Origin of the sequence: Pseudomonas sp. W17, assembly GCF_040268305.1 — a bacterium.
Classification (GTDB): domain Bacteria; phylum Pseudomonadota; class Gammaproteobacteria; order Pseudomonadales; family Pseudomonadaceae; genus Aquipseudomonas; species Aquipseudomonas protegens.
In genome coordinates, this window is record NZ_CP158490.1 from 215,080 (window position 1) to 238,705 (window position 23,626).

Genomic DNA, 23,626 nt, shown 5'->3' on the forward strand with positions numbered 1-23,626 from the left:
TCTGCCCAGTTTCCAGAAAGTGAGAGGCCGGTCATGGCACCCCGCATCGACCGTATTGCTGCAATGTTGAACTGCCCGATCAAGGGCGCGGAGCTGCGCCAGGCCATCAAGGAAAGCCGCAAGGACTTTGGCCTTGAAGAGGGCGAGGACCTCGATCAGCAGGCCGACGACGAAGACGATCAGGCGGCCCCGCACTCCGACGCCGTCGAGGAGGAGTGATCCGGCAGCCCCAGCGCTCAGGCGTAGGGGGTGGCGGGCAACTCGATGAACTCGGCGCAGGCACCGTCCGCGGTCATGCGCCGGGCCCGTTCCGGCAGCAGCCGGGCGTGGTTTTCCACTTGCCAGCGATACCAGCTCAGGCGCTGCACGATCCGCCGCCGGCAGGGCTCCGGCAATTGCCCCAGCAGGTCGACACTCTCGGGCGTCCAGCGGGCTCGGGTCGAGTAGTAGCAGAACAGGTTTTCCCGCAGGCCGAAACAGTCCTCAATGCTTTCCTCGACGCTGTACGCGTAGCGCTCGAAGCTGGCACTCAGTTGCTGTGCGCCGTCGGCATTGTCCCGCAAGTAGGCGAAGATCCCCGGCCAATTGATGCAGTACAGGTGCTCGTCCCAATCGCCGTCCCGGGTCAGGTACTGGCCCTGGCCGCGAAAGAACTGCAGCACTTCCTCGCGCTCCAGAGCCACTTCAAAGTTGCTTTTCATCGGGTGTTCCCTTGACGTCGGCGATGCTCACAGATAACGCCACGCATTCGATCACGCAATCGAAGCCGATTTCCAGGCGCAGGTGATAACCGGGGCCCAGGCGAGTGAGCTGGGTGCGCATGCGCCCGTCGAAGCGCGTGCCGCTGACCGCCAGTTCGCTGATGCCCTGGACCTTGAGCACGAAACTGCAGTGGGTCGCCGCCTCGATCACCGGCCAGCTGGCAGGCACAGACAAGCGCGGCAGTTCACCGCTCAGGTGCAGGCTCAGTTGCTCGCCCTGGAACTGCGGGCCCTGGGTCTCCAGGTCATAGGGCGTGGCGGTCACATCGAACTCGGCCCGCCAGGCTTCAGGGTTGTCGATGCCGAACAGCCAATCCCCGCCGAAACGCTCACGGTGCGGGATTGCCCGGCACTCTGCCAGCGAAGGCAATTGCGCGCGGACCAGGTCTTCCTGCCAGCGCTCCCGTGCCGCGTTCAGCAGGCGCTGGAAAAGGTCCCGGCTGTTGTCGATCACCCCTGGCCAGTTGCTGGGCCACTGATCGTATTCGTAGTCGTCCTCGATGGGCTCCCAGATCTGTTCGAAGTCGTAGTCCGGGTCATCCAGGGCCGCTTGCAGCACCTCCACCAGGCGCTGTCGATGCCGGAAATTTTCCCGGGAACCGTGGCGCATCAGGCCGTAGTGGCGGACCAGGTATTCGCGGTCGTCCGGGTCATTGGGGTTGTAGCGGTTCAGTTCGGCATCCAGGGCCGGGGGCATGTCATAGCCCATGAACCAGGTGACCCAGTCGCGTATCTGGGGCTCGAAGGGTTGATTGTGCAGGGGATGGCGCAGCATCGGGACCTCCTGTCCGGGGGCGGCGAATGTAGCAAGTTGCGCTTCGCCAGGACAGCCCAGGGCCGTCATGTGTGCGGGGTGCCGTCCGGGCATCGCGCCGTTTTGCATCGCGGATCAACAAAAAAGCCCCAGGCCGTAAGACCTGGGGCTTTTTCGCTGAAGATGGCGCACTCGGCGGGATTCGAACCCACGACCCCTGCCTTCGGAGGGCAGTACTCTATCCAGCTGAGCTACGAGTGCAGTGCGGGCGACATCATACCTATGTCGACTCGGGGCGTCCACGCCGGTTTTCATCGGCTGGTGCTTGTCCGTCGCAACCCCCGGAAACCCGGGCCGTAGTGGCAGTTTTTCCTGCTGAAGCTTCCTCGTACCTGCGCGCAACCTGCAGCCAGAACCGTGCAATCACGGGGCACAGGGAGGTGCAGGAGATGAACTGTTCCATGCCGGGCGGCCTGCAAGCGGGCCTGCCGGACCAACTGTTCGAAGCCAGCTGGAGGGCGGTATTGCCCGGTTTGCAGCGCCGCGCCCGGCAGTTGGCGCGGGGCAACGCCGATGGTGCCCAAGAGTGGCTGGCGGCCACGGCGATCAAGGCGCTGCTGTTCTTTCGCCGCTCGCCGGAGCGAATTCGCGACCCCCAGGGTTTTCTGTTCCTGGTGCTTGATCATGTGTTTGTCGACAGCTGCCGCCGGCAGGCCCGGGAGCAGCGCCTGTTTGTGGATTTCGCCGGGCTTGAGGATGACCCGCTGCAGCAGCTGGAGGCCCCGCAGATGTCGGTGCTCGACCAGGTGGAGTTGCTGGAAACCCTGGCCCTGCTCAGTCGACGGGTGGCGCAACTGCCGCCGAAGAAGCGCCGCCTCTTTGAACTAAAGTTTGTCGACGACCTGCCCTATCCCCACATCGCCGCCGAGCTGGGCATGAACCAGCCCTTGGCGCGCAAGTATGTGCAGCTGTTGCGGGCGCAGTTGCGTTGATGCGGCCTGAGGTTTCACAGCCGGCTCGCTCGGGCGTTCCTGTTCAGTGAGCCTGTTTTCGATGCTGTAGCCGGTGCCGCCGCCTTCTGCGGTGGGCCATTCCATCTAAGGAGAGATGTATGCCCGATCCAATGGTCAACTCGCAGATCACCGATGCCGTCACCCAGACCAACGTCAAGGTCGTGGCCGAGGCTCCGGCCCAGGCCATTGCCTCGCTGTACCAGGTGGCCAGCCACTCGGCCGGCCTGTCGCTGCAGAACGCGGTCAACAGCCAGCAGGCGCTCAACCAGATCTCCAATGCGGTGGTGTCCAAGGCCGTGGCGCTGATCATGGCGATCGGCGAGTAGGGCTGACCGCCCGGGAGAATCGTCATGGCCTGGTTCAAGAAGAAAACCCCACCCGCAGCCGCGGCCGATGAAAGCGCCGGCGCGGCGGCCGACCCTGGCGCCGCTGCAGTAGCCGCCGAGCCTGAGGCACCCTCGGCGATGGCCGGTGACGCCGCCTCGACGGCCAGCGCGCCGGCGCCCGATCCTGCGCCATCGCCTGCAGGCCCGGCGCAGCCCTCGATGATGCAGACGATGAACGCGCACCTGCTCAAGCAGGCCGGCACGCCCAGCAGCGACAGCACCGATGCCCTGAACAGCCAGATCGTCCAGGCGGTGCAGTTCAGCAATGCCCAGACCTTCAGCTATGCCCCGGCGCAGATCGCGGCAGCGCCGGACATGATGATCAGCCAGGCCGCCGGCCTGGTGGCGCAGTCGGCGGCGGGGTATTTCGACGGGGTCAGCAAGCTGGCCCTCGCGGCCCAGGCGGTGCTGCTCAAGCAGATGACCGAGAACATCGTCAAAGAGAACGTCAAGGGGGCTGCCGAGGATGCCCTGGGCGCGTTGGTCACCGATCTGCTGGTGGGCGCGGCGGCTGCGGTGGCGGCGGCTGCCGGAGCCATGGAGGCCGACGCGGCCGGCGTGGCCATCGACAAGATCGACCAGAGCATCGCCAAGTACAGCAGCACCCTGGCCAATCGCACACCGTCCTCCTGAGCAAGCGCCCCGGGCGCGCCAGGTGCCCGGGGCCTGCACGGCCAGGAGCATGACCGCGACACAGGCTTTTCCCCTGGCGTTGAAGTTCGACGGACCCGGTGCCCAGCCCTTCAACGTCATTCATTGAGTAAGGAGCATGCAATGGCGAATGAAGAGCAGACCCCGATGGCGACGATATTCGGCTTTGCCGAGAAGTATCTGAAACGCCCGTTGACCCAGGTCGAGCGCCAGGTACTGGAGGCATTTGCCCAGGACAAGCCGCTGGACATGTCCAGGGCCGCGCAACAGAGCGTCGATCAGGCGCGGCAGCGGGCCACGGAGCTGATGCAGTCCGATGGGCTGCGCACCCGGCAGATCATCGATCAACTGGCCGGTTCCGCCGCCGCGGGCAAGGCCGATCCCCAGGCGCGGGAGCTGGTGCTGCGGCAACTGCTGGCGGCCGCCGAGTCCGAGGAGCCGCTGTCGGTATCGCCCCCCGGGGCCGGCCTGGTGACGACCGCCGCCGCTGCAGCCGCCGCGGCGGCGCTGGCGCCGGCACTGTCCCCGGCCAGCTTCCCGCCGGACGATCCGCAGCTCAAGGCAATGATCAGCGCCCTGGTCCAGCAGGAGGTGAAAGCCGCGGTCGAGGCGCGGATGGCCGGGCTGTCGCAGAAAGTCGAAGACACCCTCAAGCAACTGACCGCCGGCAGTGGGCAATAAGGGCCCCCTGAAATAACCGCAAGGCCGTTCAAGCCCCGCTTCACAGCATCAGGGCTGCCACGTTCACTCAATGACACGGAATGCTCCGTGTGCCTAACAAAGGAAGTTGAGCCATGCCACTTGTAAACGAACAAATCACCGATGCCGTCACCCAGACCAACGTCAAGGTCGTCGCCGAAGCGCCGGCCATGGCGATGGGCACCATCTACCAATCCATGGCCCAGGCCACCGCGATCCTGTTCCAGAACTCGGTCTCGGCGCAGCAGCAGCAAAACACCCTGGCCCAGGCGGCCACCAACCAGGGCGTGATGCAGATCTACAGCGTCGACACCACCGCCGGGGCGGCGGCCACCGAAAAAGTCGCCCAGGGCGGGGTCTCCGACAACCTCACCAGCCTGTTGACGGTTCTCAAGTCCTTTCAGAGCTGATGGCTGAAAGCCTGATTTTCCGTTGAACCTACCTGCTGAAAAAATGGAGTTTTTATGAGCACAGTCAGTCCGCAAATCACCGATGCCGTCACCCAGACCAACGTCAAGGTCGTCGCCGAAGCGCCAGCCATGTCGATGGGCACCATCTACCAGTCCATGGGCCAGTCCGTGGCCATCCTGTTCCAGAACTCGGTTTCGGCGCAGCAGCAGCAAAACACCCTGGCCCAGGCGGCCACCAACCAGGGCGTGATGCAGATCTACAGCGTCGACACCACCGCCGGTGCGTCGGCCACCGAGAAAGTCGCCCAGGGCGGTGTGGCCGACAACCTCACCAGCCTGTTGACGGTGCTCAAGTCGTTCAGTAGCTGACCGTTCCCCAGGCGCCATGCCAGCGCCCCCGCCGCCTGCCATAGGCTGCGGGGGCGTTGTCTTTTGCCCGGCGGCATGGGAGGTTGAAGCGGATTTTTTACCGCTAGGCGCCTTTACGTTCTTTTTTTCGAACAGCCTATTGTCCTTTACCCCCGTTGACCCTAGGATTCGTTTGAGATTTCAAACGCTCTTGCCTGGGTGCCCAAACGCACGTCTATTCTTGTGTGCGACTTTTTCGTGCTTTTACCCAGTGAACGATTTTCCTGACGGCAGCCTGGCCACGGGCTGGTGACAGCGCCCCGGCGCTCTCCTCCTGACCTGGCGCCTTTCTACAATCACAATTCGCCCCGCGTATGCGCGGTGCTGTTAAGGAAGCCGACATGCAGCTCAAAGACGCCCAGTTGTTCCGCCAACAAGCCTTCATCGATGGAGCTTGGGTCGACGCGGACAACGGCCAGACGATCAAGGTCAACAACCCCGCTACCGGTGAAATCCTCGGTACCGTACCCAAGATGGGCGCCGCCGAAACCCGCCGCGCCATCGAGGCCGCCGACAAGGCCCTGCCGGCCTGGCGTGCCCTGACTGCCAAGGAGCGCGCCACCAAGCTGCGCCGCTGGTATGAATTGCTGATCGAGAACCAGGACGACCTGGGTCGCCTGATGACCCTGGAGCAGGGCAAGCCGCTGGCCGAAGCCAAGGGCGAAATCGCCTACGCCGCCTCCTTCATCGAATGGTTCGCCGAAGAAGCCAAGCGCATCTACGGCGACGTGATTCCCGGCCACCAGCCCGACAAGCGCCTGATCGTGATCAAGCAGCCGATCGGCGTGACCGCGGCCATCACCCCGTGGAACTTCCCGGCGGCGATGATCACCCGTAAAGCCGGCCCGGCCCTGGCCGCCGGTTGCACCATGGTCATCAAGCCCGCTTCGCAAACCCCGTTCTCGGCCCTGGCCCTGGTGGAACTGGCGCACCGTGCCGGCATCCCGAAAGGCGTGCTGAGTGTGGTCACCGGCAGCGCCGGCGACATCGGCGGCGAGCTCACCAGCAACCCGATCGTGCGCAAGCTGTCGTTCACCGGCTCCACCGAGATCGGTCGTCAGCTGATGGCCGAATGCGCCAAGGACATCAAGAAAGTCTCCCTGGAGCTGGGCGGCAACGCGCCGTTCATCGTGTTCGACGACGCGGACCTGGATAAGGCCGTCGAAGGCGCGATCATCTCCAAGTACCGCAACAACGGCCAGACCTGCGTCTGCGCCAACCGCCTGTACATCCAGGATTCGGTCTACGACGCCTTCGCCGAGAAATTGAAGGCAGCAGTGGCCAAGCTGAAGATCGGCAACGGCCTGGAAGAAGGCACCACCACTGGCCCGCTGATCGACGAAAAAGCCGTGGCCAAGGTCCAGGAACACATCGCCGACGCCCTGAAAAAAGGCGCGACCCTGCTGGCCGGCGGCAAGTCCATGGAAGGCAACTTCTTCGAGCCGACCATCCTGGTCAACGTGCCCAAGGATGCAGCCGTGGCCAAGGAAGAAACCTTTGGCCCATTGGCGCCGCTGTTCCGCTTCAAAGACGAAGCCGAAGTCATCGCCATGTCCAACGACACCGAGTTCGGCCTGGCCTCGTACTTCTATGCCCGCGACCTGGGTCGTGTGTTCCGTGTGGCCGAGGCCCTGGAATACGGCATGGTCGGGGTCAACACCGGCCTGATCTCCAACGAAGTGGCGCCGTTCGGCGGCATCAAGGCCTCGGGCCTGGGCCGTGAAGGTTCCAAGTACGGGATCGAGGATTACCTGGAAATCAAATACCTCTGCCTGGGTATCTGATCCGGTTTCAAGCGCCGGGGGCACGAGAGCGCTGTCCCCCTGCGCAGCTTTAAAAAACGCACTTTTCAAGGTGGCCCGGGACCGCTCCGGCAGTCGATCATCGCATGCTGTCGCAGGCGCTTCCCCGCCCCGCAACCCTTGAATCACACCGCTGCCGCAGCGGTGAATGAGGACACTATGAGCAAGACCAACGCATCTTTGATGAAACGCCGTGAAGCCGCTGTACCGCGCGGTGTTGGCCAGATTCACCCGATCTTCGCCGACAGCGCGAAGAACGCCACCGTCACCGACGTTGAAGGCCGCGAGTTCATCGACTTCGCCGGCGGTATCGCGGTACTGAACACCGGTCACGTGCACCCGAAGATCATCGCCGCGGTGACCGAGCAACTGAACAAGCTGACCCACACCTGCTTCCAGGTCCTGGCCTACGAGCCTTACGTGGAGCTGTGCGAGAAAATCAACGCCAAGGTGCCAGGTGATTTCGCCAAGAAAACCCTGCTGGTGACCACCGGTTCCGAAGCCGTCGAGAACGCCGTGAAGATCGCCCGTGCCGCCACTGGCCGCGCCGGCGTGATCGCCTTCACCGGCGCCTACCACGGCCGCACCATGATGACCCTGGGCCTGACCGGCAAGGTCGTGCCTTACTCGGCCGGCATGGGCCTGATGCCAGGCGGCATCTTCCGCGCGCTGTACCCGAATGAACTGCACGGCGTGAGCATCGACGACTCCATCGCGAGCATCGAGCGCATCTTCAAGAACGACGCCGAGCCTCGTGATATCGCTGCGATCATCATCGAGCCGGTGCAGGGCGAAGGCGGCTTCTACGTCGCGCCCAAAGAGTTCATGAAGCGCCTGCGCGCCCTTTGCGACCAGCACGGCATCCTGCTGATCGCTGACGAAGTGCAGACCGGCGCTGGCCGTACCGGCACCTTCTTCGCCATGGAACAGATGGGCGTTACCGCCGACCTGACCACCTTCGCCAAGTCCATCGCCGGCGGCTTCCCGCTGGCCGGTGTCTGCGGCAAGGCCGAGTACATGGACGCCATCGCTCCAGGCGGCCTGGGCGGCACCTACGCCGGTAGCCCGATCGCCTGTGCGGCGGCCCTGGCGGTGATGGAAGTGTTCGAGGAAGAGCACTTGCTGGATCGCTGCAAGGCTGTTGGCGAGCGCCTGGTGACCGGCCTCAAGGCCATCCAGGCCAAGTACCCGGTAATCGGTGAAGTGCGTGCCCTGGGCGCGATGATCGCGGTGGAACTGTTCGAGAATGGCGACAGCCACAAGCCGAACGCCGCTGCCGTGGCCCAGGTCGTGGCCAAGGCTCGCGAAAAGGGGCTGATCCTGCTGTCCTGCGGCACCTACGGCAACGTTCTGCGGGTGCTGGTACCGCTGACCTCGCCGGATGCGCAGCTGGACAAAGGCCTGGCCATCATCGAAGAGTGCTTCGCTGAACTCTGATGACGCTGTGACCTGATCGACAGAAAAACCCGCTTCGGCGGGTTTTTTTTCGTCCTCAGGCGGCTCCAGCGGGATTTGCGCTGTATGGAAGCCCGTGCATTGACTAAGGTGCAAGGGATTGCCTAGGGAGCGTGCTGCATGACCGCTGTTGATTTACCCGCTGTACCTCGCGTGCTGATTGCCGAGGCTGATCTCTGGTCTCGTGATTTGCTCAAGCAAGTGCTGTTGAACGTGCGCTGTGATGCGCGTCTGGACTTGTGTGCCGACGGTCAGGAGGCCATGGACCTGCTGAGCGCCAAACCCTATGACCTGATCATTGCCGATTGGGAGCTGCCGGGCATCGATGGCCTGTCGATGTTGCGCGCGGTGCGCCAGCGCAAGCGCAACCCGGTGCAGCCGTTCATCCTGCTGAGCGTGCGCAGCGACAGCGCCAGCGTGCGCGAGGCCTTGCCCCTGGCGCCCACTGCCTACCTGACCAAGCCCCTGAACATGGAGGGGCTGACCCAGCGCCTGCAGGGCCTGCTGCTGGACGCCGGCCAGGAAGTCTCCTGCGAGGTGCCGGCCCTGGCGCCGGGCATGACCCTGTGGCCCTTTCTTGAACGCCGGCGCGATGTGGCCGACGGCGCGCCGCTGCTCACCGACGTGCAACTGGCGGTCAAGCGCAGCCTCAACCCCGAAGGCCTGGACCTCAAGGTGCTGGAGGAAGAGATCCGCACCGATCCCCAGGTCACCGCGGTGCTGATCGCTGCCGCCAACAGCGCCGCGCAGCACCATGGCGACGGCGTGCAGACCCTGTCCCAGGCCCTGCATCGGCTGGGCACCGGGCAGAGCATGAACCTGATCCTCGGCCTGACCCTCAAGCGCAGCGCGCGCCTGAGCGATCCGGCCCTGGCCGACTATGCCGAGCGCTATTGGGAGCTGTCCCTGCATACCGCGGAATACGGCCGGACCCTGGCGCGCCTGCTGGACCTGGACCAGGAGCGCTGCTACTGCGCCGGGCTACTGCATCGCCTGGGCGATCTGGCGCTGCTGCGTTGCCTGCAGGAGTGGAAACAGGCCGGCGGCGAGCTGGACGACCAGGAAGAAATCGGCGATGCCCTGGAGCGCTTTGGCGCGGCCTACGGCTCGGCACTGCGGACCCGCTGGCGCATGCCCCTGGAACTGCGGGAACTGATTGCCTCGATCTACCAGTTGGGCGGTGGGGTGTATTCCCGCGAGGCGCTGGTGATGAACCTGGCGGCGCAGCTGGCGCGGCTGACCGAGCACGAAGGGGTGGAAGAGATTGCGCGCTGCAAGACCGCGCGGCTGCTGAAGGTCGGGCTGCCGGAACTGATCCGCCTGCGCAAGGGCTGAACCACTGTAGGAACCGGCTTGCCGGCGAAGAGGCCTTCGAGTCTTGTGCAAGCCTTGCGGGCGCCTTCGCGGGCCAGCCAGCTCCTACGGGCGAGTGATCGCGGGTTTATCCGGTGATGATGCGGTTCTTGCCCTGGCGCTTGGCTTCGTACATGGCGCTGTCGGCGCGGGCGAACAGGTTGTCCAGGCTTTCGTCTTCCGCCAGCAGGCCGGTCAGGCCCTGGCTCACGGTGATGGTGAACGTCTGGCCCTGGTGGCTGAAATTCTGGCGCTGGATCTCCCGTTGCAGGCGCTCGGCCACCTGGCGCGCCATATCCGCGGTGCAGCCGGGAAAAACCGCGGCGAACTCCTCGCCCCCGATCCGCCCGAACAGGTCGCCGCGACGCAGGGCCGCGCGCCCGCTTTCGGCGATGCGCTGCAGGACGATGTCGCCTTCGGGGTGGCCGTAGGTGTCGTTGATCACTTTGAAATCATCGATATCCAGCAGCAGGAAGGCCAGGGACGAGCCTTGCAGGCGCGCCTGCTCGAACTCGCGGTTGGCGCATTCGAAGAAGTGCCGGCGGTTGCTGCTCTGGGTCAGCACGTCGGTGGTGGCCAGGCGTTGCAACTCGGTTTCCAGCTGCTTCTTTTCGGTGATGTCTTCGGCGATGCCGACCACGATCAGGCGTTGCCCGGGCTCGGCATTGCGGTTGATGAAGCATTTGTCGCTGAGCCAGCGCACCTGGCCCTGGGCATCGATGATGCGGTACTCGCGATCTTCCACCGCGCCCTTTTCCAGGACCTGGGCCAGGCTGCGCTCGGCGTACTCCAGGTCATCGGGGTAGATGCTGTCGCGCCATTGATTGCAGTCCGCCAGGAGCAGGCCTGCGGGGCGACCGAAGATCCGTTCATAGGCCGGGCTGACGTACAGCACCTGGCGGCTGTCCCAGTCGAAGGCCCAGAGCACCGCGTTGACACTGACCAGCAGCGAGCTGAACAGCTGCTCGCGTTCGGTCAGGCGGGCCACTTCGCCCTGTGCATGCATCAGGGCCATCAGGGTTTGCGCGGCTTCGGGCCACTGGGGAAACGCAGAGGGAGTGTGTGGGTTCTTGTTGACCATCGGCACAGATCTCAAAGGGCGTGCCGCGCGCCGTTAGGCAGCGGCTACAACCAAGCCCGCCTGGGTGGCGAAGTGTTGTTTGAGATAGGGGATCGGGCGCTAAGTTCCCGGCCGCTACAGCGATAGCGCGAGCGCCCGCCAGACGGTCGAGAGGGGCCTGCAAGGCTTGATTTCAGAAGGGCAGCCCCTCGCCACGGGAGTGGCGAGGGGCTGGGGTCAGGCGGTGGTGGGACGCAGGGAATAGGTCTTGAGCTGATGGGCGAAATCACGCAGGGACTGAATGCCGCTGGCCTCGGCCTCGTGCACCCAATCCTTGATGGCCGCGAGCATGTCGTGGCCGTTGGAGCTGGTCTTGACCCAGATCTGCTGCAGGGCCAGACGCTTCTCGTAGATCACCTTCAAGGCCTGGCTGTGCTCCAGCATGCTCTGGATGCGCAGGTGGTGGCGGTCTTCCAGCAGGCTGGTTTCCCGGGACAGCAGGCGCTTGGCGCGGTGGAACTGGTGGCGCACCGAATGATCGACCTTGGCCAGTTCCTGTTTCACCAGCGGGCCGATCACCAGCTTGCGGTACTGGGCCATGATCTGGAACCGGTTGTTGAGGATGGCCATGGCGGTATCCATGTCCAGGTGGCCCTTGCCTTCGACCCGGTGGGCGATGGGCGCCACGCGCTGGACCCTGGCCAGACGCAGGAAGCTGAAGACCTTGATCCAGGCCCAGCCCAGGTCGAACTCCCACTTCTTCACCGAGAGCTTGGCCGAGTTGGGGTAGGTGTGGTGATTGTTGTGCAGCTCTTCGCCGCCGACGATGATGCCCCAGGGCACCAGGTTGGTGGCGGCGTCGCGGCATTCGAAATTGCGGTAGCCCACCGCATGCCCCAGGCCATTGATGACCCCGGCGGCCCAGAACGGAATCCACATCATCTGGATGGCCCAGATGGTGATGCCGATGGTGCCGAACAGCAGCAGGTCGATGGCTGCCATCAGCGCCACGCCGCCCAGCTTGTAGCGGCTGTAGAGGTTGCGTTCGATCCAGTCTTCCGGGCAGTTCTTGCCGTAGATGCGCAGGGTCTCCGGGTTCTTCGCCTCTTCGCGATACAGCTCTGCGCCCTTGCGCAGCACGGTGGACAGGCCCTTGACCACCGGGCTGTGGGGGTCGTCGGCGGTTTCGCACTTGGCGTGGTGCTTGCGGTGGATGGCGGTCCACTCGCGGGTGTTCTGCGCCGTGGTCAGCCACAGCCAGAAGCGGAAGAAATGTTTCAGGCCGGCGTTGAGTTCCAGGGAACGGTGCGCGGAATAGCGATGCAGATAGACCGTGACCGCGACAATGGTCACGTGGGTCATCAACAGGGTGACTGCCACCAGTTGCCAGGCGGACAAGCCAAGTAAACCTTCGTACCACATAGGCGATAAGGCCCTCGATAAAGAAAAAAACAGCCCAGGCATTATCACTAAGCCCACTGAGAAAACCAGTCGCCCTTTCAGATAAGAGTGGCGGAATGTTTCTTCCTCTATAATCCCAAACTTTTCGTGTGGAAATAGACGGACTTATGTCGGTTTCTTATCGCAATGGTTTGCGTGCCGCGCTGCTCTATCTGCTGTTGTCGCTGGTCTGGTTGCAGTTCAGTGGTTACTTATTGAGCAGTTTCTTCGATGAGTTTTCCGATCGGGCCCATTGGCAAATGGTTGGCGGCTATGCCTGGGCGGTGGTCAGCGCGGTGCTGATCTTCTTCGCCCGGGCCCGTCTGCTGCGGGTGTTGGGGGCCGATCGCTGGCTGCGCCACCAGCAGAAGGACCGCGAGCGCCTGCGCCAGGCTGCGGCGGTATTCGACTGCACCCGCGAAGGGGTGCTGGTGAGCGATACCCAGGGGCAGATCGTCCACGTCAACCGCGCCTTCATCGAAATCACCGGCTACCAGCGCGAAGAGGTGCTGGGCCGTCAGCCGAGCCTGTTCAAGTCCGGGCATCATTCGGCGCAGTTCTATCAATCGATGTTCGACTCGTTGCGGAAGACCGATGAGTGGAGCGGCGAAATCTGGAATCGGCGCAAGAGCGGCGAGATCTACCCGCAATGGCAGACCATCCGCGCGATCCGCGATGAGCAGGGCGAGCTGACTCATTACGTTGCGGTATTTTCCGACATCAGCGCGATCAAGGATTCCGAGCACGAGCTGGCTCACCTGGCCCATCACGATCCGCTGACCGACCTGCCCAACCGCCTGCTGTTCACCGACCGTGCCGAACAGGCCCTGGCTTCGGCGCAGATCCACAAGCGCGGCTGCGCCATGCTGATGATCGATCTGGACCACTTCAAGATGATCAACGACAGCCTGGGGCACAACGTCGGCGACCAACTGCTCAAGGCGGTGGCCGAGCGCCTGGGCGGGATGTTTGGCCCGGGCATCACCCTGGCGCGCCTGGGCGGCGATGAGTTCGCGGTGCTGGCCGAAAGCTGCCCGCAGCTGGTGCAGGCGGCGGCCCTGGCCCAGCGCATCATCGACGGCCTCAAGGAGCCCTTCCAGCTCGGCGAGCAGCAGGTGGTGATCAACGCCAGTATCGGTATCAGCCTGTTTCCCAGCGACGCGCTGAGCGCCAGCCAACTGCTGCGCAACGCCGATGCGGCGCTGTTCAAGGCCAAAAGCGCCGGGCGCAACGGTTACGCCCTGTACACCGAGGAGCTCACCGCCCATGCCCAGCAGCGGGTGGAAATCGCCTTCGAGCTGCGCCGCGCCCTGGACCAGCAGGAACTGCGGGTCTATTACCAGCCGGTGCACGACCTCAAGACCAGCCGCCTGGTAGGCGTCGAGGCCCTGGTGCGCTGGGAGCATCCCGAGCGCGGGCTGGTGTCGCCGGCGGAGTTCATACCGATTGCCGAGCGCACCGGGATGATTGCCGAGATCGATGCCTGGGTCATGCAGCAGGCTTGCCGGCAGATGTGCCAGTGGCAGGCCGATGGCGTGGTGCTGTCGTTTATCGCGGTGAATGTCTCGACCCGCCTGTTCGCCCGCAGCGAGCTGTACCAGCAGGTGGCCCAGGTGCTGCACGAGACCGGGCTGGATCCGGCCTACCTGGAGCTGGAAGTCACCGAAAGCGCGGTGATGGACGATCCCGAAGTGGCCCTGGAGCAGATGCACCGTTTGCGCGAGCTGGGCATTCGCCTGGCCATCGACGACTTCGGCACGGGCTACTCCTCCCTGCTGCGGCTCAAGCGCCTGCCGGTGCAGAAGCTCAAGATCGACCAGGGTTTTGTCGCCGGCCTGCCGTTCGACGAGGACGATGCAGCGATATCCCGGGTAATCATTGCCCTGGCCCAGAGCATGGGCATGCAGGTGCATGCCGAGGGTATCGAGCAGGTGGAACAGGCGCGTTTCCTTCTGGAACACGCCTGCGACCTGGGCCAGGGCTACTGGTTCGGCCGGCCGATGCCGGCGGCGCAACTGGTCTGGAGCAACGCCCCGCAGATCCGTTGATCCCTGTAGCCGCTGCCGCAGGCTGCGAACGGTTTGGGCGGCATACCGACGTGGCAGTGCGGTGTTTGGCGCAAGGGCGCCAGGCAAGGTCCTGGGGGCCTTTGCGCAGCCTCGCTGAAGCTCGGCAGCGGCTACAGGGTTGGGTTAAGCTGCTGTCAGCTCGAATAATTTCTTCTGGTTATATAAACATTCTTAAATAGTATTTTTAAGAATATCCGGCCCTATCTAGTATTGCTCCCACGCCGCAAGCAGTGCCGCCACTGCCAGGCACATCCCACTCAGGAGCAACACCATGAGCGCATCTCTACGCAGCGTTGACGGCCAGGACGAAGCAACCATCTTGCGGGAAATTCAAAGCGCACTGCGCGACCTGCGCTTCGGTGCGGTGGAAATCACCGTGCACAACGCCCAGGTCGTTCAGATCGAACGCAAGGAAAAATTCCGTCTGCAGCAGCCCGGCCACAAACCGAGTTGAAAGTACCTCGCTGAACACCGCGTCACCCTCTCGCGAACGAGAGGCCCGACTGGTCAACCGGAGGGCGTCATCCATGACCCCCTGCACGAATCCCAGCGTTCCTTTTCGAATGCGGGCTGAAATCGCCATAAGAAAAATGCCAGCACCTTAAAAAATTTCAGGAGCTTCACCATGTCGTCGATTCGCCGTTATGCCCTGGCCGCCCTCGCCAGCGCCGTTTTCGCCGGTTCCGCCGTTGCCAAGGACTATGAGCTGCTCAATGTGTCCTATGACCCGACCCGTGAGCTGTACCAGGATTACAACGCCGAGTTCGTGAACTTCTGGAAGAAGGACCACCCGGGCGACAACGTGAAGATCCAGCAATCCCACGGTGGCTCCGGCAAGCAGGGCCGGGCGGTGATCGACGGCCTGCGCGCCGACGTGGTGACCCTGGCCCTGGCCGGTGACATCGACGAAATCGCCAAGCTCGGCAAGACCCTGCCGGCGGACTGGCAGAAACGCCTGCCCGATGCCAGCACCCCCTACACCTCGACCATCGTGTTCCTGGTGCGCAAGGGCAACCCCAAGGGCATCAAGGATTGGGGCGACCTGATCAAGAAAGACGTCTCGGTGATCACCCCGAACCCGAAAACGTCCGGCGGTGCACGCTGGAACTTCCTCGCCGCCTGGGCCTACGGCCTGAAGGCCGGTGGCAGTGAGGCCAAGGCTCAGGAATACGTGAAGGAGCTGTTCAAGCACGTACCGGTACTGGACACCGGGGCCCGCGGCTCGACCATCACCTTCGTCAACAACGGTCAGGGCGACGTGCTGCTGGCCTGGGAAAACGAAGCTTTCCTGGCCCTCAAGGAAGACGGCGGCGCCGACAAGTTCGATATCGTCGTGCCTTCGCTGTCGATCCTCGCCGAGCCGCCAGTGGCGGTGGTGGACAAGAACGCCGAGAAGAAAGGCAACATCCAGATCGCCGAGGCCTACCTCAAACACCTGTACAGCCCGGCCGGCCAGGAAATTGCCGCGAAGAACTTCTACCGCCCACGGGACAAGGACATCGCCGCCAAATATGCCCAGCAGTTCCCGAAACTGGACCTGGTAACTATCGACAAGGACTTCGGCGGCTGGAAAACTGCTCAACCGAAATTCTTCAATGACGGTGGCGTGTTCGACCAGATCTACACGGCGCAATAACCCTGTTGTAGGGGCTGGCTTGCCAGCGAAGGCGCCCCTGAGGGCAATGCACGACTTGCGGGCCCTTTCGCCGGCAAGCCGGCTCCTACCAGGCAGAGCCCGCATTGAGTTGCGGGTTTTGCGTATCCGTTCCGTTAACCAAGGACTCTTATGTCGCGTCGTATCTCCCCCGTCATACCCGGCTTCGGGCTGACGCTGGGCTACACCTTGGTGTACCTCAGCCTGATTGTGCTCATCCCCCTGGCGGCGATGTTCGTGCATGCTGCGCAACTTACCTGGGAACAGTTCTGGGCGATCATTTCGGCGCCACGGGTGCTCGCCGCGCTCAAGCTGAGCTTCGGTACCGCGTTGTATGCGGCCATCATCAACGGCGTCATCGGCACCCTGCTGGCCTGGGTCCTGGTGCGCTACAGCTTCCCCGGGCGCAAGATCATCGATGCCATGATCGACCTGCCATTCGCCCTGCCCACCGCCGTGGCGGGCATTGCCCTGACTGCGCTCTACGCGCCCACCGGCCTGGTGGGGCAGTTCGCCACCGACCTGGGTTTCAAGATTGCCTACACCCCCCTGGGCATCACCCTGGCACTGACCTTCGTCACCCTGCCATTCGTGGTGCGCACGGTGCAGCCGGTGCTGGCGGACATCCCTCGTGAAGTGGAAGAAGCCGCCGCCTGCCTGGGTGCCAAGCCGTGGCAGGTGTTCCGCCATATCCTGGTACCGGCCTTGCTGCCGGCCTGGCTCACCGGTTTTGCCCTGGCCTTTGCCCGCGGCGTGGGCGAGTACGGTTCGGTGATCTTCATCGCCGGCAACATGCCGATGAAGACCGAGATCCTGCCCCTGCTGATCATGGTCAAGCTCGACCAGTACGATTACACCGGCGCCACTTCCATCGGCGTGCTGATGCTGGTGGTTTCCTTCATTCTGCTGCTGCTGATCAACCTGCTGCAGCGGCGCATCGAACGACCTTAAGGAGGCGCGACCATGTCCCAATCGTCCATTTCCGCCGCGTCCTCCGCCAACGCCGCCCGCCGTGGCAGCGCCACCTCGCGGCGCCTGCTGATCGGCCTCGGCTGGCTGATCTTCGCCCTGTTCCTGCTGCTGCCGCTGTTCATCGTGGTGTCCCAGGGCCTGAAGCTCGGCCTGGGGGCGTTCTTCGATGCGATCTTCGAGCCCGACGCCCTGTCGGCGCTGAAACTCACGGTGATCGCGGTGCTGATCTCGGTGCCCCTGAACCTGGTGTTCGGGGTCAGCGCGGCCTGGTGCGTGAGCAAGTACTCGTTCCGCGGCAAGAGCATCCTGGTGACCCTGATCGACCTGCCGTTCTCGGTGTCGCCAGTGATCGCCGGCCTGGTCTATGTGCTGATGTTCGGCGCCCAGGGCCTGTTCGGCCCGTGGCTTTCGGACCACGACATCCAGATCGTCTTCGCCTTGCCGGGCATTGTCCTGGCCACCATCTTCGTCACCGTGCCCTTCGTTGCCCGGGAACTGATCCCGCTGATGCAGGAGCAGGGCACCCAGGAAGAGGAGGCCGCCAGGTTGCTGGGGGCCAATGGCTGGCAGATGTTCTGGCACGTCACCGTGCCCAACATCAAATGGGGCCTGATCTACGGCGTGGTGCTGTGTACCGCCCGGGCCATGGGTGAGTTCGGCGCGGTGTCGGTGGTTTCCGGGCACATTCGCGGGGTCACCAACACCCTGCCGCTGCACGTGGAAATCCTCTACAACGAGTACAACCACGTCGCCGCCTTTGCCGTCGCCAGCCTGTTGCTGATCCTTGCGTTGTTCATCCTGCTGCTCAAGCAGTGGAGCGAATCCCGAATCAACCGCCTGCGCGCCAGCGCCGCGGAGGAATAAGTCATGTCGATCGAAGTCCGTAACGTCAGCAAGAACTTCAACGCCTTCAAGGCCCTGAACAGCATCAACCTGGACATCCAGAGCGGCGAGCTGGTGGCCCTGCTGGGCCCGTCCGGCTGCGGCAAGACCACCCTGCTGCGGATCATCGCCGGGCTGGAAACCCCGGACCAAGGCAGCATCGTGTTCCACGGCGAGGATGTCTCGGGTCACGACGTGCGTGATCGCAACGTCGGTTTCGTGTTCCAGCACTACGCCCTGTTCCGCCACATGAGCGTGTTCGACAACGTTGCCTTCGGCCTGCGCATGAAGCCGAAGAACCAGCGTCCCAGCGAGAGCAAGATCGCCGAGAAGGTCCACGAGCTGCTGAACATGGTGCAGCTGGACTGGCTCTGCGACCGTTACCCGGAACAGCTCTCCGGCGGCCAGCGCCAGCGTATCGCCCTGGCCCGCGCCCTGGCGGTGGAGCCCAAGGTGCTGCTGCTGGACGAACCCTTCGGCGCCCTCGACGCCAAGGTGCGCAAGGAGCTGCGGCGCTGGCTGGCGCGGCTGCACGAAGACATCAACCTGACTTCGGTATTCGTTACCCACGATCAGGAAGAAGCCATGGAAGTGGCCGACCGCATCGTGGTGATGAACAAGGGCGTGATCGAACAGATCGGTTCCCCGGGCGAGGTCTACGAGAACCCGGCCAGCGACTTCGTCTACCACTTCCTCGGCGACTCCAACCGCCTGCACCTGGGGGAGGACAACCACGTGTTGTTCCGGCCTCACGAAGTGTCGCTGTCGCGTTCCGAACTGGAAGACCACCACGCCGCCGAAGTGCGGGATATCCGTCCGCTGGGGGCCACCACCCGGGTGACCCTGAAGGTGGAAGGGCAGAGCGAACTGATCGAGGCCGAAGTGGTGAAGGACCACGACAGCCTGATCGGCCTGGCCCGTGGTGAAACCCTGTTCTTCAAGCCCAAGGTCTGGCAGAAACACGCCAGCCTCTGACCCCGCCGACATCACGCCCGCTGTAGGAGCTGGCTTGCCAGCGAAAGCGTCCTTCAGGCTTGCACCTGGCTCGAAGGCCTCTTCGCCGGCAAGCCGGTTCCTACGGGGGCCGGCCCAATATTCCCGAAGCGTTCCCGGGCTTCAGACCATGGCTTTCTTGTGCCGCAGGGCCACCGGCCCGGAACGCTGCTCGATGGCCTGCTTCAGGTCATGGCGCAGGCCCAGCAGGAAGGCCAGTTCAGCCACCACGAACAGCGGGCCGACAATCAGCCCCGAAAGGTCGTCGACGAAGGCCGGCTTGCGGCCCTCGTAGTAATGGCCGATGAACTGGATCACCCAGCCGATCACGAACAGGCCCAGGCCGCTGCTCAGCCAGAGCCCGGTACTTTGCGCCGCCAGCACCTGGCCGGCCCACACCGATAGCGCCATCAGCACCGTCATCAGCACCCCCAGGCGCACTTCCAGGCGTAGGTAGAACACTGATGCGGCCAGGGCCAGCAGCAACGCCGGCGACCACGACAGGCCGGCCATGCTCCAGGCGGGACGCGACAACAGCACGGCCACCGCCACCACAATCATCGGAATGCCGATGAAGTGGCTGGCGATATTGCGCGGGTCGCGGTGGTAGGCGGCGTATTGACTGAGATGATCAACGAGGCTTTTCATTGTTGTTCCTCCGTTAGGGTGGCTCGATCATGCCCGGCGGCGGTGCTCGGCTCTGTCAGCTAGGCGACAATCATTGCGATGCCCTGAGGGAAAGACCTGTTCATGGACCTGCACCAGTGGCGTGAATGCCTGATGACCGGCCAGTGGTTCAGCCACCTGCCGGCTTCCTTACAGAATAGTTTGCTCGACAGTGCGCGCCTGCGCCGGCTGACGGCGGGGCAGTGCCTGTTTCGGCGCGGCGATCCGCCCTGCGGGCTGTACGCGGTGCTCGAGGGCACGGTGCGGGTGGGCGCGGTCAGCGAGCAGGGCAAGGAGGCCTTGCTGAGCCTGATGGAAGCGCCCCACTGGTTCGGCGAGATCTGCCTGTTCGACGGCCAGCCCCGTACCCACGATGCCTACGCCGAGGGCGCCTGCACCCTGCTCCAGGTGCCGCAGGCGAATCTGCTGCAACTACTGGAGCAGCAGCCGCAATACTGGCGCCAGTTCGCCCTGCTGATGAGCCACAAACTGCGCCTGGCCTTTATCAACCTGGAGCAGTTGAGCCTGATGCCGGCCCCGGCGCGGGTGGCCAGCCGCCTGCTGGCGATGGCCGCCGGCTACGGTGAAGTGGCCCAGGCCCGCCGCGTGCTGCAACTGCCCCAGGAACAACTGGCGCTGATGCTCTCGCTGTCGCGCCAGACCACCAACCAGATCCTCAAGGAGCTGCAGCACCAGGGCATCCTGCGCCTGAGCTATGGCGAGATCGAAATCCTCGACACCGAGCGCCTGCGCGCCCTGACCTCGCCATAGAAGCCCCCGCGATGTCCCTGCCTCCCGTAGGAGCTGGCTTGCCAGCGAAGAGGCCCGCAAGATCGCCTTCGCCGGCAAGCCGGCTCCTACAGAAACCCCCGCGTTGTCCCTGCCTCCCGTAGGAGCTGGCTTGCCAGCGAAGGGCCCGCGAGATCGCCTTCGCCGGCAGCCGGTTCCTACGAGCCACGATAGGTCGAGAACCCGTAAGGGCTGAGCAACAACGGAATGTGGTAATGCTGCTCGGTCTGCCTGACCTCGAAGATCACCGGGATCTCCGGAAAGAAGGTCTCGCGCTTGGCTTGCCTGAAGTACTCGCCGGTCTTGAAGACCACCCGATACTCGCCGGCCGTCAGCGCCCGGCCCGCCGGAAACAGCTCGGCAATCCGCCCCTGCTCATTGGTCACCCCTTCGGACAAGGGCTTCCAGTCCTGGCCCACCTGCTGCTCCAGGGTCACCTTGACCCCCGGCGACGGCAAACCGCTTTCCAGGTTCAGCACGTGCACGCTCAAGGGATTGCCCGCCGCCAGGGCCAGGCTCGACAGGCCGCAGAAGCCGATAGCGGCCAGGCCATTACGCAAAACGTTCATGTCTCACTCCTTTCTCGATTGAACAAACAACAGACTCTGTAGCCGCTGCCGAGCCCGCGAGGCTGCGCATTAGCGCAACGCGGGCGCGGCTCTCCCGTTCACTGACGTTCGGCCTCGGCCGCCAACCCCACCCGCTGTGCCGCCTGTAACGCGCACGCCTCGTCCTGCGCCGCGCCGCCCGCACCGGCAATGCCCATCGCGCCCACCAGCTGGTTATCGGCAAACAATGGAATGCCGCCGCCGAGCAACAACAGCTCCGGCAAGGTGTTGAGATTGGCCGCCTCGGGGTTGTTGCGCGCCCGTTCGGCGAACAGCCGGCTCGGGGTCTTGGTGGACAGCGCGGTATAGGCCTTGCGCTGGCTGGCGACGGTGTTGTGCGGGCCGACGCCATCACTGCGCAAGGTCACCAGCAGGTTGCCGCCACGGTCCAGCACCGACACCACGGCCGTGCACTGGGCCAGGCTGGCGTCGGCCAGCTGACGGGCGGTGGCCAGGTCCAGTTCGGCGTGACGGGGCAGGTCCGGTGCCGCCAGGGCGCTGCCGGCAAGGCCCAGGCCAAGACTTAGAAGAAGGGTTTTGCACATCATGGGGAAGGCTCCGCAAAGACAGGCCGCCACCTTAGCCAGCGGTCCTCGTCAGAACCTCGTCAGTTGGATTACAAGTTTGTAATGGGCAAGCGCGCGCCGGGCGCCTAGCCTGTGCCGATCATTTCCGAGGTGCGCCATGCGTTTGCTGGTAGTTGAAGACGAAGCCAAGACCGCGAATTTCCTTGCCAAGGGCCTGGGAGAGTCCGGATTCGCCGTGGACGTGGCCCTGAACGGCCTGGACGGGCGCTATTTTATCGAGCAGCAGGAATACGACCTGATCATCCTCGACGTGATGCTCCCGGGCCTCAATGGTTGGCAGTTGCTGCAACTGATCCGCCAGCGCGGCGCCACCTCGGTGCTGTTCCTCACCGCCAAGGACGCCATCGAAGACCGGGTCCGCGGCCTGGAGCTGGGCGCCGACGACTACCTGCTCAAGCCCTTCGCCTTTGCCGAGCTACTGGCCCGGGTGCGCACCCTGCTGCGCCGCGGACCGCTGCGCGAGGCCGAGTCCTTCAGCATCGCCGACCTGGAGATCGACGTGCTGCGCCGTCGCGTCAGCCGTGGCGGCCAGCGCATCGCCCTGACCAACAAGGAGTTCGCCCTGCTGCACCTGCTGGCCAGCCGCCAGGGCGAAGTGCTGTCGCGGACCCTCATCGCCTCCCAGGTGTGGAACCTGAATTTCGACAGCGACACCAACATGGTGGAAGTGGCGGTACGAAGGTTGCGGGCCAAGGTCGACGACCCCTACATGCCCAAGCTGATCCACACTGTGCGTGGCGTCGGCTACCAGCTGGAAGCCCCGGATGAAGCGCTCTAGTTCCATCGCCTGGCGGCTGGCCCTGGCCTTTGCCGCGGTCTGCGCCCTGGTGCTCAGCGTGATCGGGGTGTTCCTCTACCGTTCCCTGGCCGGGGAAATCACCTACCGCGACGACCTGGCCCTGCTCGGCCGCCTGGAACAGGTGCGGGCCCTGCTGCAGGACAGCGACAGCCTGGATGCTCTGCAAGCCCGGCCCCGGCTGTACCAGAACATGCTGGGCAACCAGGAAAGCCTGCTGCTGGTGCTGCGGGCCGATGGCTCGACGGTGATCGACATCAACCCGCGCCGGCAGCCCCTGCCCGCGCTCGATCCCATTGCGCTGCAACAGGCGCCGCAACGCACCGATGTCCGCCTCTGGCCGGGGGCGGACGATGTGTCGGTGGCGCTGCTGGCGGGTCAGGCCCGGGGGCCCAAGGGCGAAGCCCTGACCGTGGTGGCCGGCAAGGTTCTCAGCGAGCGCGAGCAGATGCTCGCCAGTTACCGCCTGCGCCTGTACCTGGCGGTGGGGCTGGGGGCCTTGCTGGCCTTCGCCCTGGGCCTGCTGCTGTTGCGCCGGGGCTTGCAGCCCTTGCGCCAGCTCAGCGAAGCGGCCCGCCAGATCGACCTGCGCAGCCTCGACCGGCGCCTGCACACCCACGGCATCCCGGCGGAATTCCACGAGCCGGTGCAGGCCCTGAACGCCATGCTGGCGCGCCTGGAAGAGAGTTTTGAGCGCCTGTCGCAATTTTCCGCCGACCTGGCCCACGAGATCCGCACGCCGTTGCACAACCTCCTGGGCAGCAATGGCCTGGCCTTGAACCAGCCGCGCAGTGCGGCGGAGTACCAGGAAGTGCTGGCCTCCAACATGGAAGAGTTCGAGCGCCTGGGGCGCATGGCCGAGAACCTGCTGTTCCTGGCCCGGGCCGAGCAGGCCGATGCGGTGCTGGACCTGCAGGTACTGTCACTGGCCGGTGTCGGGGCGCAACTGTGCGACTACTTCGAAGCCCTGGCCGACGACCGCCAGTTGCGCCTGGAGAACGGTTTTTCCGGCGAGCTGCGGGCTGACCAGCAATTGCTGCAACGGGCCCTGGGCAACCTTCTGGCCAATGCCGTGCGTCATGCCGATGCAGGGTCGCAGATCCGCCTGCGGCGCCACGACGAAGCGGGCTGGTGCTGGTTGCAGGTGCACAACCAGGGCCCGGCGATCGCCCCCGAGCACCTGCCCCGGCTGTTCGACCGTTTCTACCGGGTCGACCCGTCCCGAGCCGAACCGGGCGACTCTGGGGGCCTGGGGTTGGCCATCGTGCACTCGATCATGCTGCTGCATGGCGGCCAGGTGCGGGTCACGAGCGATGAGCAGGCCACGGTATTCGAACTGGGCTTCCCCCTCCTGTAGCCGCTGCCGAGGCTGCGACAAGGCCGCCAGGCCTTCAGCGGCCTGCAGTATTTGCGCCCGC

Annotated in this window: 26 protein-coding genes and 1 tRNA gene; 19 read left to right on the top strand and 8 right to left on the bottom strand. The window is 64.3% G+C overall.

Annotated features, from left to right (window positions below):
• The first annotated feature begins 33 nt into the window (after positions 1-33).
• The gene (locus ABCR88_RS00940) at positions 34-219 is read left to right on the top strand and encodes a hypothetical protein (protein WP_011058556.1); all 186 of its coding nucleotides are present in this window, start codon (positions 34-36) and stop codon (positions 217-219) included.
• 17 nt (positions 220-236) lie between these two features.
• Here ABCR88_RS00940 and ABCR88_RS00945 read toward each other — a convergent pair whose 3' ends face one another.
• The 3 genes from ABCR88_RS00945 to ABCR88_RS00955 all read right to left on the bottom strand — a co-directional run bounded on the left by ABCR88_RS00945 (position 237) and on the right by ABCR88_RS00955 (position 1,776).
• The gene (locus ABCR88_RS00945) at positions 237-701 is read right to left on the bottom strand and encodes a hypothetical protein (RefSeq protein WP_325985409.1); all 465 of its coding nucleotides are present in this window, start codon (positions 699-701) and stop codon (positions 237-239) included.
• Entirely contained in the window at positions 685-1,536 is an 852-nt protein-coding gene (locus tag ABCR88_RS00950; RefSeq protein WP_015633705.1) for a hypothetical protein, read from the bottom strand. Before ABCR88_RS00950 ends, ABCR88_RS00945 begins: the two co-directional genes overlap by 17 nt.
• A 163-nt stretch (positions 1,537-1,699) precedes the next feature.
• Positions 1,700-1,776, bottom strand: a tRNA-Arg gene (locus ABCR88_RS00955).
• A gap of 188 nt (positions 1,777-1,964) precedes the next feature.
• Between ABCR88_RS00955 and ABCR88_RS00960 the strand changes: the two genes are divergently transcribed.
• From ABCR88_RS00960 to ABCR88_RS01000, 9 genes are all read left to right on the top strand, one after another.
• Complete coding sequence (locus ABCR88_RS00960) at positions 1,965-2,507, top strand: sigma-70 family RNA polymerase sigma factor (protein ID WP_072443737.1); 543 nt, start codon at positions 1,965-1,967, stop codon at positions 2,505-2,507.
• Between the two features lie 119 nt (positions 2,508-2,626).
• The gene (locus tag ABCR88_RS00965) at positions 2,627-2,854 is read left to right on the top strand and encodes a RebB family R body protein (protein WP_011058560.1); all 228 of its coding nucleotides are present in this window, start codon (positions 2,627-2,629) and stop codon (positions 2,852-2,854) included.
• A 24-nt stretch (positions 2,855-2,878) separates the two neighbouring features.
• Positions 2,879-3,547: a hypothetical protein gene (locus tag ABCR88_RS00970; protein ID WP_011058561.1), complete on the top strand. Its 669-nt coding sequence runs from the start codon at positions 2,879-2,881 to the stop codon at positions 3,545-3,547.
• A 141-nt stretch (positions 3,548-3,688) separates the two neighbouring features.
• On the top strand, positions 3,689-4,246 hold the full coding sequence (locus ABCR88_RS00975; protein ID WP_103407939.1) for a hypothetical protein: 558 nt from the start codon (positions 3,689-3,691) through the stop codon (positions 4,244-4,246).
• Between the two features lie 113 nt (positions 4,247-4,359).
• Complete coding sequence (locus ABCR88_RS00980; protein WP_011058563.1) at positions 4,360-4,674, top strand: RebB family R body protein; 315 nt, start codon at positions 4,360-4,362, stop codon at positions 4,672-4,674.
• A 54-nt stretch (positions 4,675-4,728) separates the two neighbouring features.
• Positions 4,729-5,043: a RebB family R body protein gene (locus ABCR88_RS00985; RefSeq protein WP_011058564.1), complete on the top strand. Its 315-nt coding sequence runs from the start codon at positions 4,729-4,731 to the stop codon at positions 5,041-5,043.
• 380 nt (positions 5,044-5,423) lie between these two features.
• Entirely contained in the window at positions 5,424-6,866 is a 1,443-nt protein-coding gene (gene gabD / locus ABCR88_RS00990; RefSeq protein WP_011058565.1) for an NADP-dependent succinate-semialdehyde dehydrogenase, read from the top strand.
• Positions 6,867-7,043: 177 nt separating this feature from the next.
• Positions 7,044-8,321 (top strand): 4-aminobutyrate--2-oxoglutarate transaminase, encoded by a 1,278-nt coding sequence (gabT, locus tag ABCR88_RS00995; protein WP_041115112.1) that lies wholly within the window; start codon positions 7,044-7,046, stop codon positions 8,319-8,321.
• A 138-nt stretch (positions 8,322-8,459) separates the two neighbouring features.
• Entirely contained in the window at positions 8,460-9,674 is a 1,215-nt protein-coding gene (locus tag ABCR88_RS01000; RefSeq protein WP_232643867.1) for a response regulator, read from the top strand.
• A 106-nt stretch (positions 9,675-9,780) separates the two neighbouring features.
• Here the strand turns inward: ABCR88_RS01000 and ABCR88_RS01005 are convergent, their stop codons facing one another.
• Both ABCR88_RS01005 and desA read right to left on the bottom strand, forming a co-directional pair.
• Complete coding sequence (locus tag ABCR88_RS01005; protein ID WP_232643868.1) at positions 9,781-10,773, bottom strand: sensor domain-containing diguanylate cyclase; 993 nt, start codon at positions 10,771-10,773, stop codon at positions 9,781-9,783.
• A 216-nt stretch (positions 10,774-10,989) separates the two neighbouring features.
• Entirely contained in the window at positions 10,990-12,174 is a 1,185-nt protein-coding gene (desA, locus tag ABCR88_RS01010; RefSeq protein WP_011058569.1) for a delta-9 fatty acid desaturase DesA, read from the bottom strand.
• 146 nt (positions 12,175-12,320) lie between these two features.
• Between desA and dibA the strand changes: the two genes are divergently transcribed.
• The 6 genes from dibA to ABCR88_RS01040 all read left to right on the top strand — a co-directional run bounded on the left by dibA (position 12,321) and on the right by ABCR88_RS01040 (position 18,744).
• Positions 12,321-14,240, top strand: coding sequence for a phosphodiesterase DibA (dibA, locus tag ABCR88_RS01015; RefSeq protein WP_350403980.1), 1,920 nt, complete (start codon positions 12,321-12,323; stop codon positions 14,238-14,240).
• A gap of 292 nt (positions 14,241-14,532) precedes the next feature.
• Complete coding sequence (gene oscA / locus ABCR88_RS01020; protein WP_011058571.1) at positions 14,533-14,715, top strand: sulfur starvation response protein OscA; 183 nt, start codon at positions 14,533-14,535, stop codon at positions 14,713-14,715.
• A 171-nt stretch (positions 14,716-14,886) separates the two neighbouring features.
• Positions 14,887-15,897 (top strand): sulfate ABC transporter substrate-binding protein, encoded by a 1,011-nt coding sequence (locus tag ABCR88_RS01025; protein ID WP_041115118.1) that lies wholly within the window; start codon positions 14,887-14,889, stop codon positions 15,895-15,897.
• A gap of 150 nt (positions 15,898-16,047) precedes the next feature.
• Positions 16,048-16,866 (top strand): sulfate ABC transporter permease subunit CysT, encoded by an 819-nt coding sequence (cysT, locus tag ABCR88_RS01030; RefSeq protein ID WP_011058573.1) that lies wholly within the window; start codon positions 16,048-16,050, stop codon positions 16,864-16,866.
• Positions 16,867-16,878: 12 nt separating this feature from the next.
• Complete coding sequence (cysW, locus tag ABCR88_RS01035; RefSeq protein WP_011058574.1) at positions 16,879-17,751, top strand: sulfate ABC transporter permease subunit CysW; 873 nt, start codon at positions 16,879-16,881, stop codon at positions 17,749-17,751.
• A 3-nt stretch (positions 17,752-17,754) separates the two neighbouring features.
• A complete protein-coding gene (locus ABCR88_RS01040) occupies positions 17,755-18,744 on the top strand; it encodes a sulfate ABC transporter ATP-binding protein (RefSeq protein ID WP_232643870.1) in 990 nt (329 codons plus the stop codon).
• A 141-nt stretch (positions 18,745-18,885) separates the two neighbouring features.
• On the opposite strand, the gene ABCR88_RS01045 is transcribed toward ABCR88_RS01040, so the two are convergent.
• Positions 18,886-19,410 carry an Mpo1-like protein gene (locus ABCR88_RS01045; RefSeq protein ID WP_041115120.1) on the bottom strand — a complete coding sequence of 175 codons (525 nt, stop codon included), beginning with the start codon at positions 19,408-19,410 and terminating at the stop codon, positions 18,886-18,888.
• Between the two features lie 102 nt (positions 19,411-19,512).
• Between ABCR88_RS01045 and ABCR88_RS01050 the strand changes: the two genes are divergently transcribed.
• Positions 19,513-20,199, top strand: a complete 687-nt coding sequence (locus tag ABCR88_RS01050) for a Crp/Fnr family transcriptional regulator (RefSeq protein WP_011058577.1) — start codon at positions 19,513-19,515, stop codon at positions 20,197-20,199.
• A 176-nt stretch (positions 20,200-20,375) separates the two neighbouring features.
• Here ABCR88_RS01050 and uraH read toward each other — a convergent pair whose 3' ends face one another.
• Positions 20,376-20,786, bottom strand: a complete 411-nt coding sequence (gene uraH / locus ABCR88_RS01055) for a hydroxyisourate hydrolase (protein ID WP_041115122.1) — start codon at positions 20,784-20,786, stop codon at positions 20,376-20,378.
• Positions 20,787-20,884: 98 nt separating this feature from the next.
• Entirely contained in the window at positions 20,885-21,373 is a 489-nt protein-coding gene (locus tag ABCR88_RS01060) for a heme-binding protein (protein WP_350403981.1), read from the bottom strand.
• Between the two features lie 136 nt (positions 21,374-21,509).
• On the opposite strand from ABCR88_RS01060, the gene ABCR88_RS01065 reads away from it, so the two are divergent.
• Both ABCR88_RS01065 and ABCR88_RS01070 read left to right on the top strand, forming a co-directional pair.
• Positions 21,510-22,190, top strand: coding sequence for a heavy metal response regulator transcription factor (locus tag ABCR88_RS01065; protein WP_350403982.1), 681 nt, complete (start codon positions 21,510-21,512; stop codon positions 22,188-22,190).
• Positions 22,177-23,565 (top strand): heavy metal sensor histidine kinase, encoded by a 1,389-nt coding sequence (locus tag ABCR88_RS01070; RefSeq protein ID WP_350403983.1) that lies wholly within the window; start codon positions 22,177-22,179, stop codon positions 23,563-23,565. Before ABCR88_RS01065 ends, ABCR88_RS01070 begins: the two co-directional genes overlap by 14 nt.
• Positions 23,566-23,626: the final 61 nt, after the last annotated feature.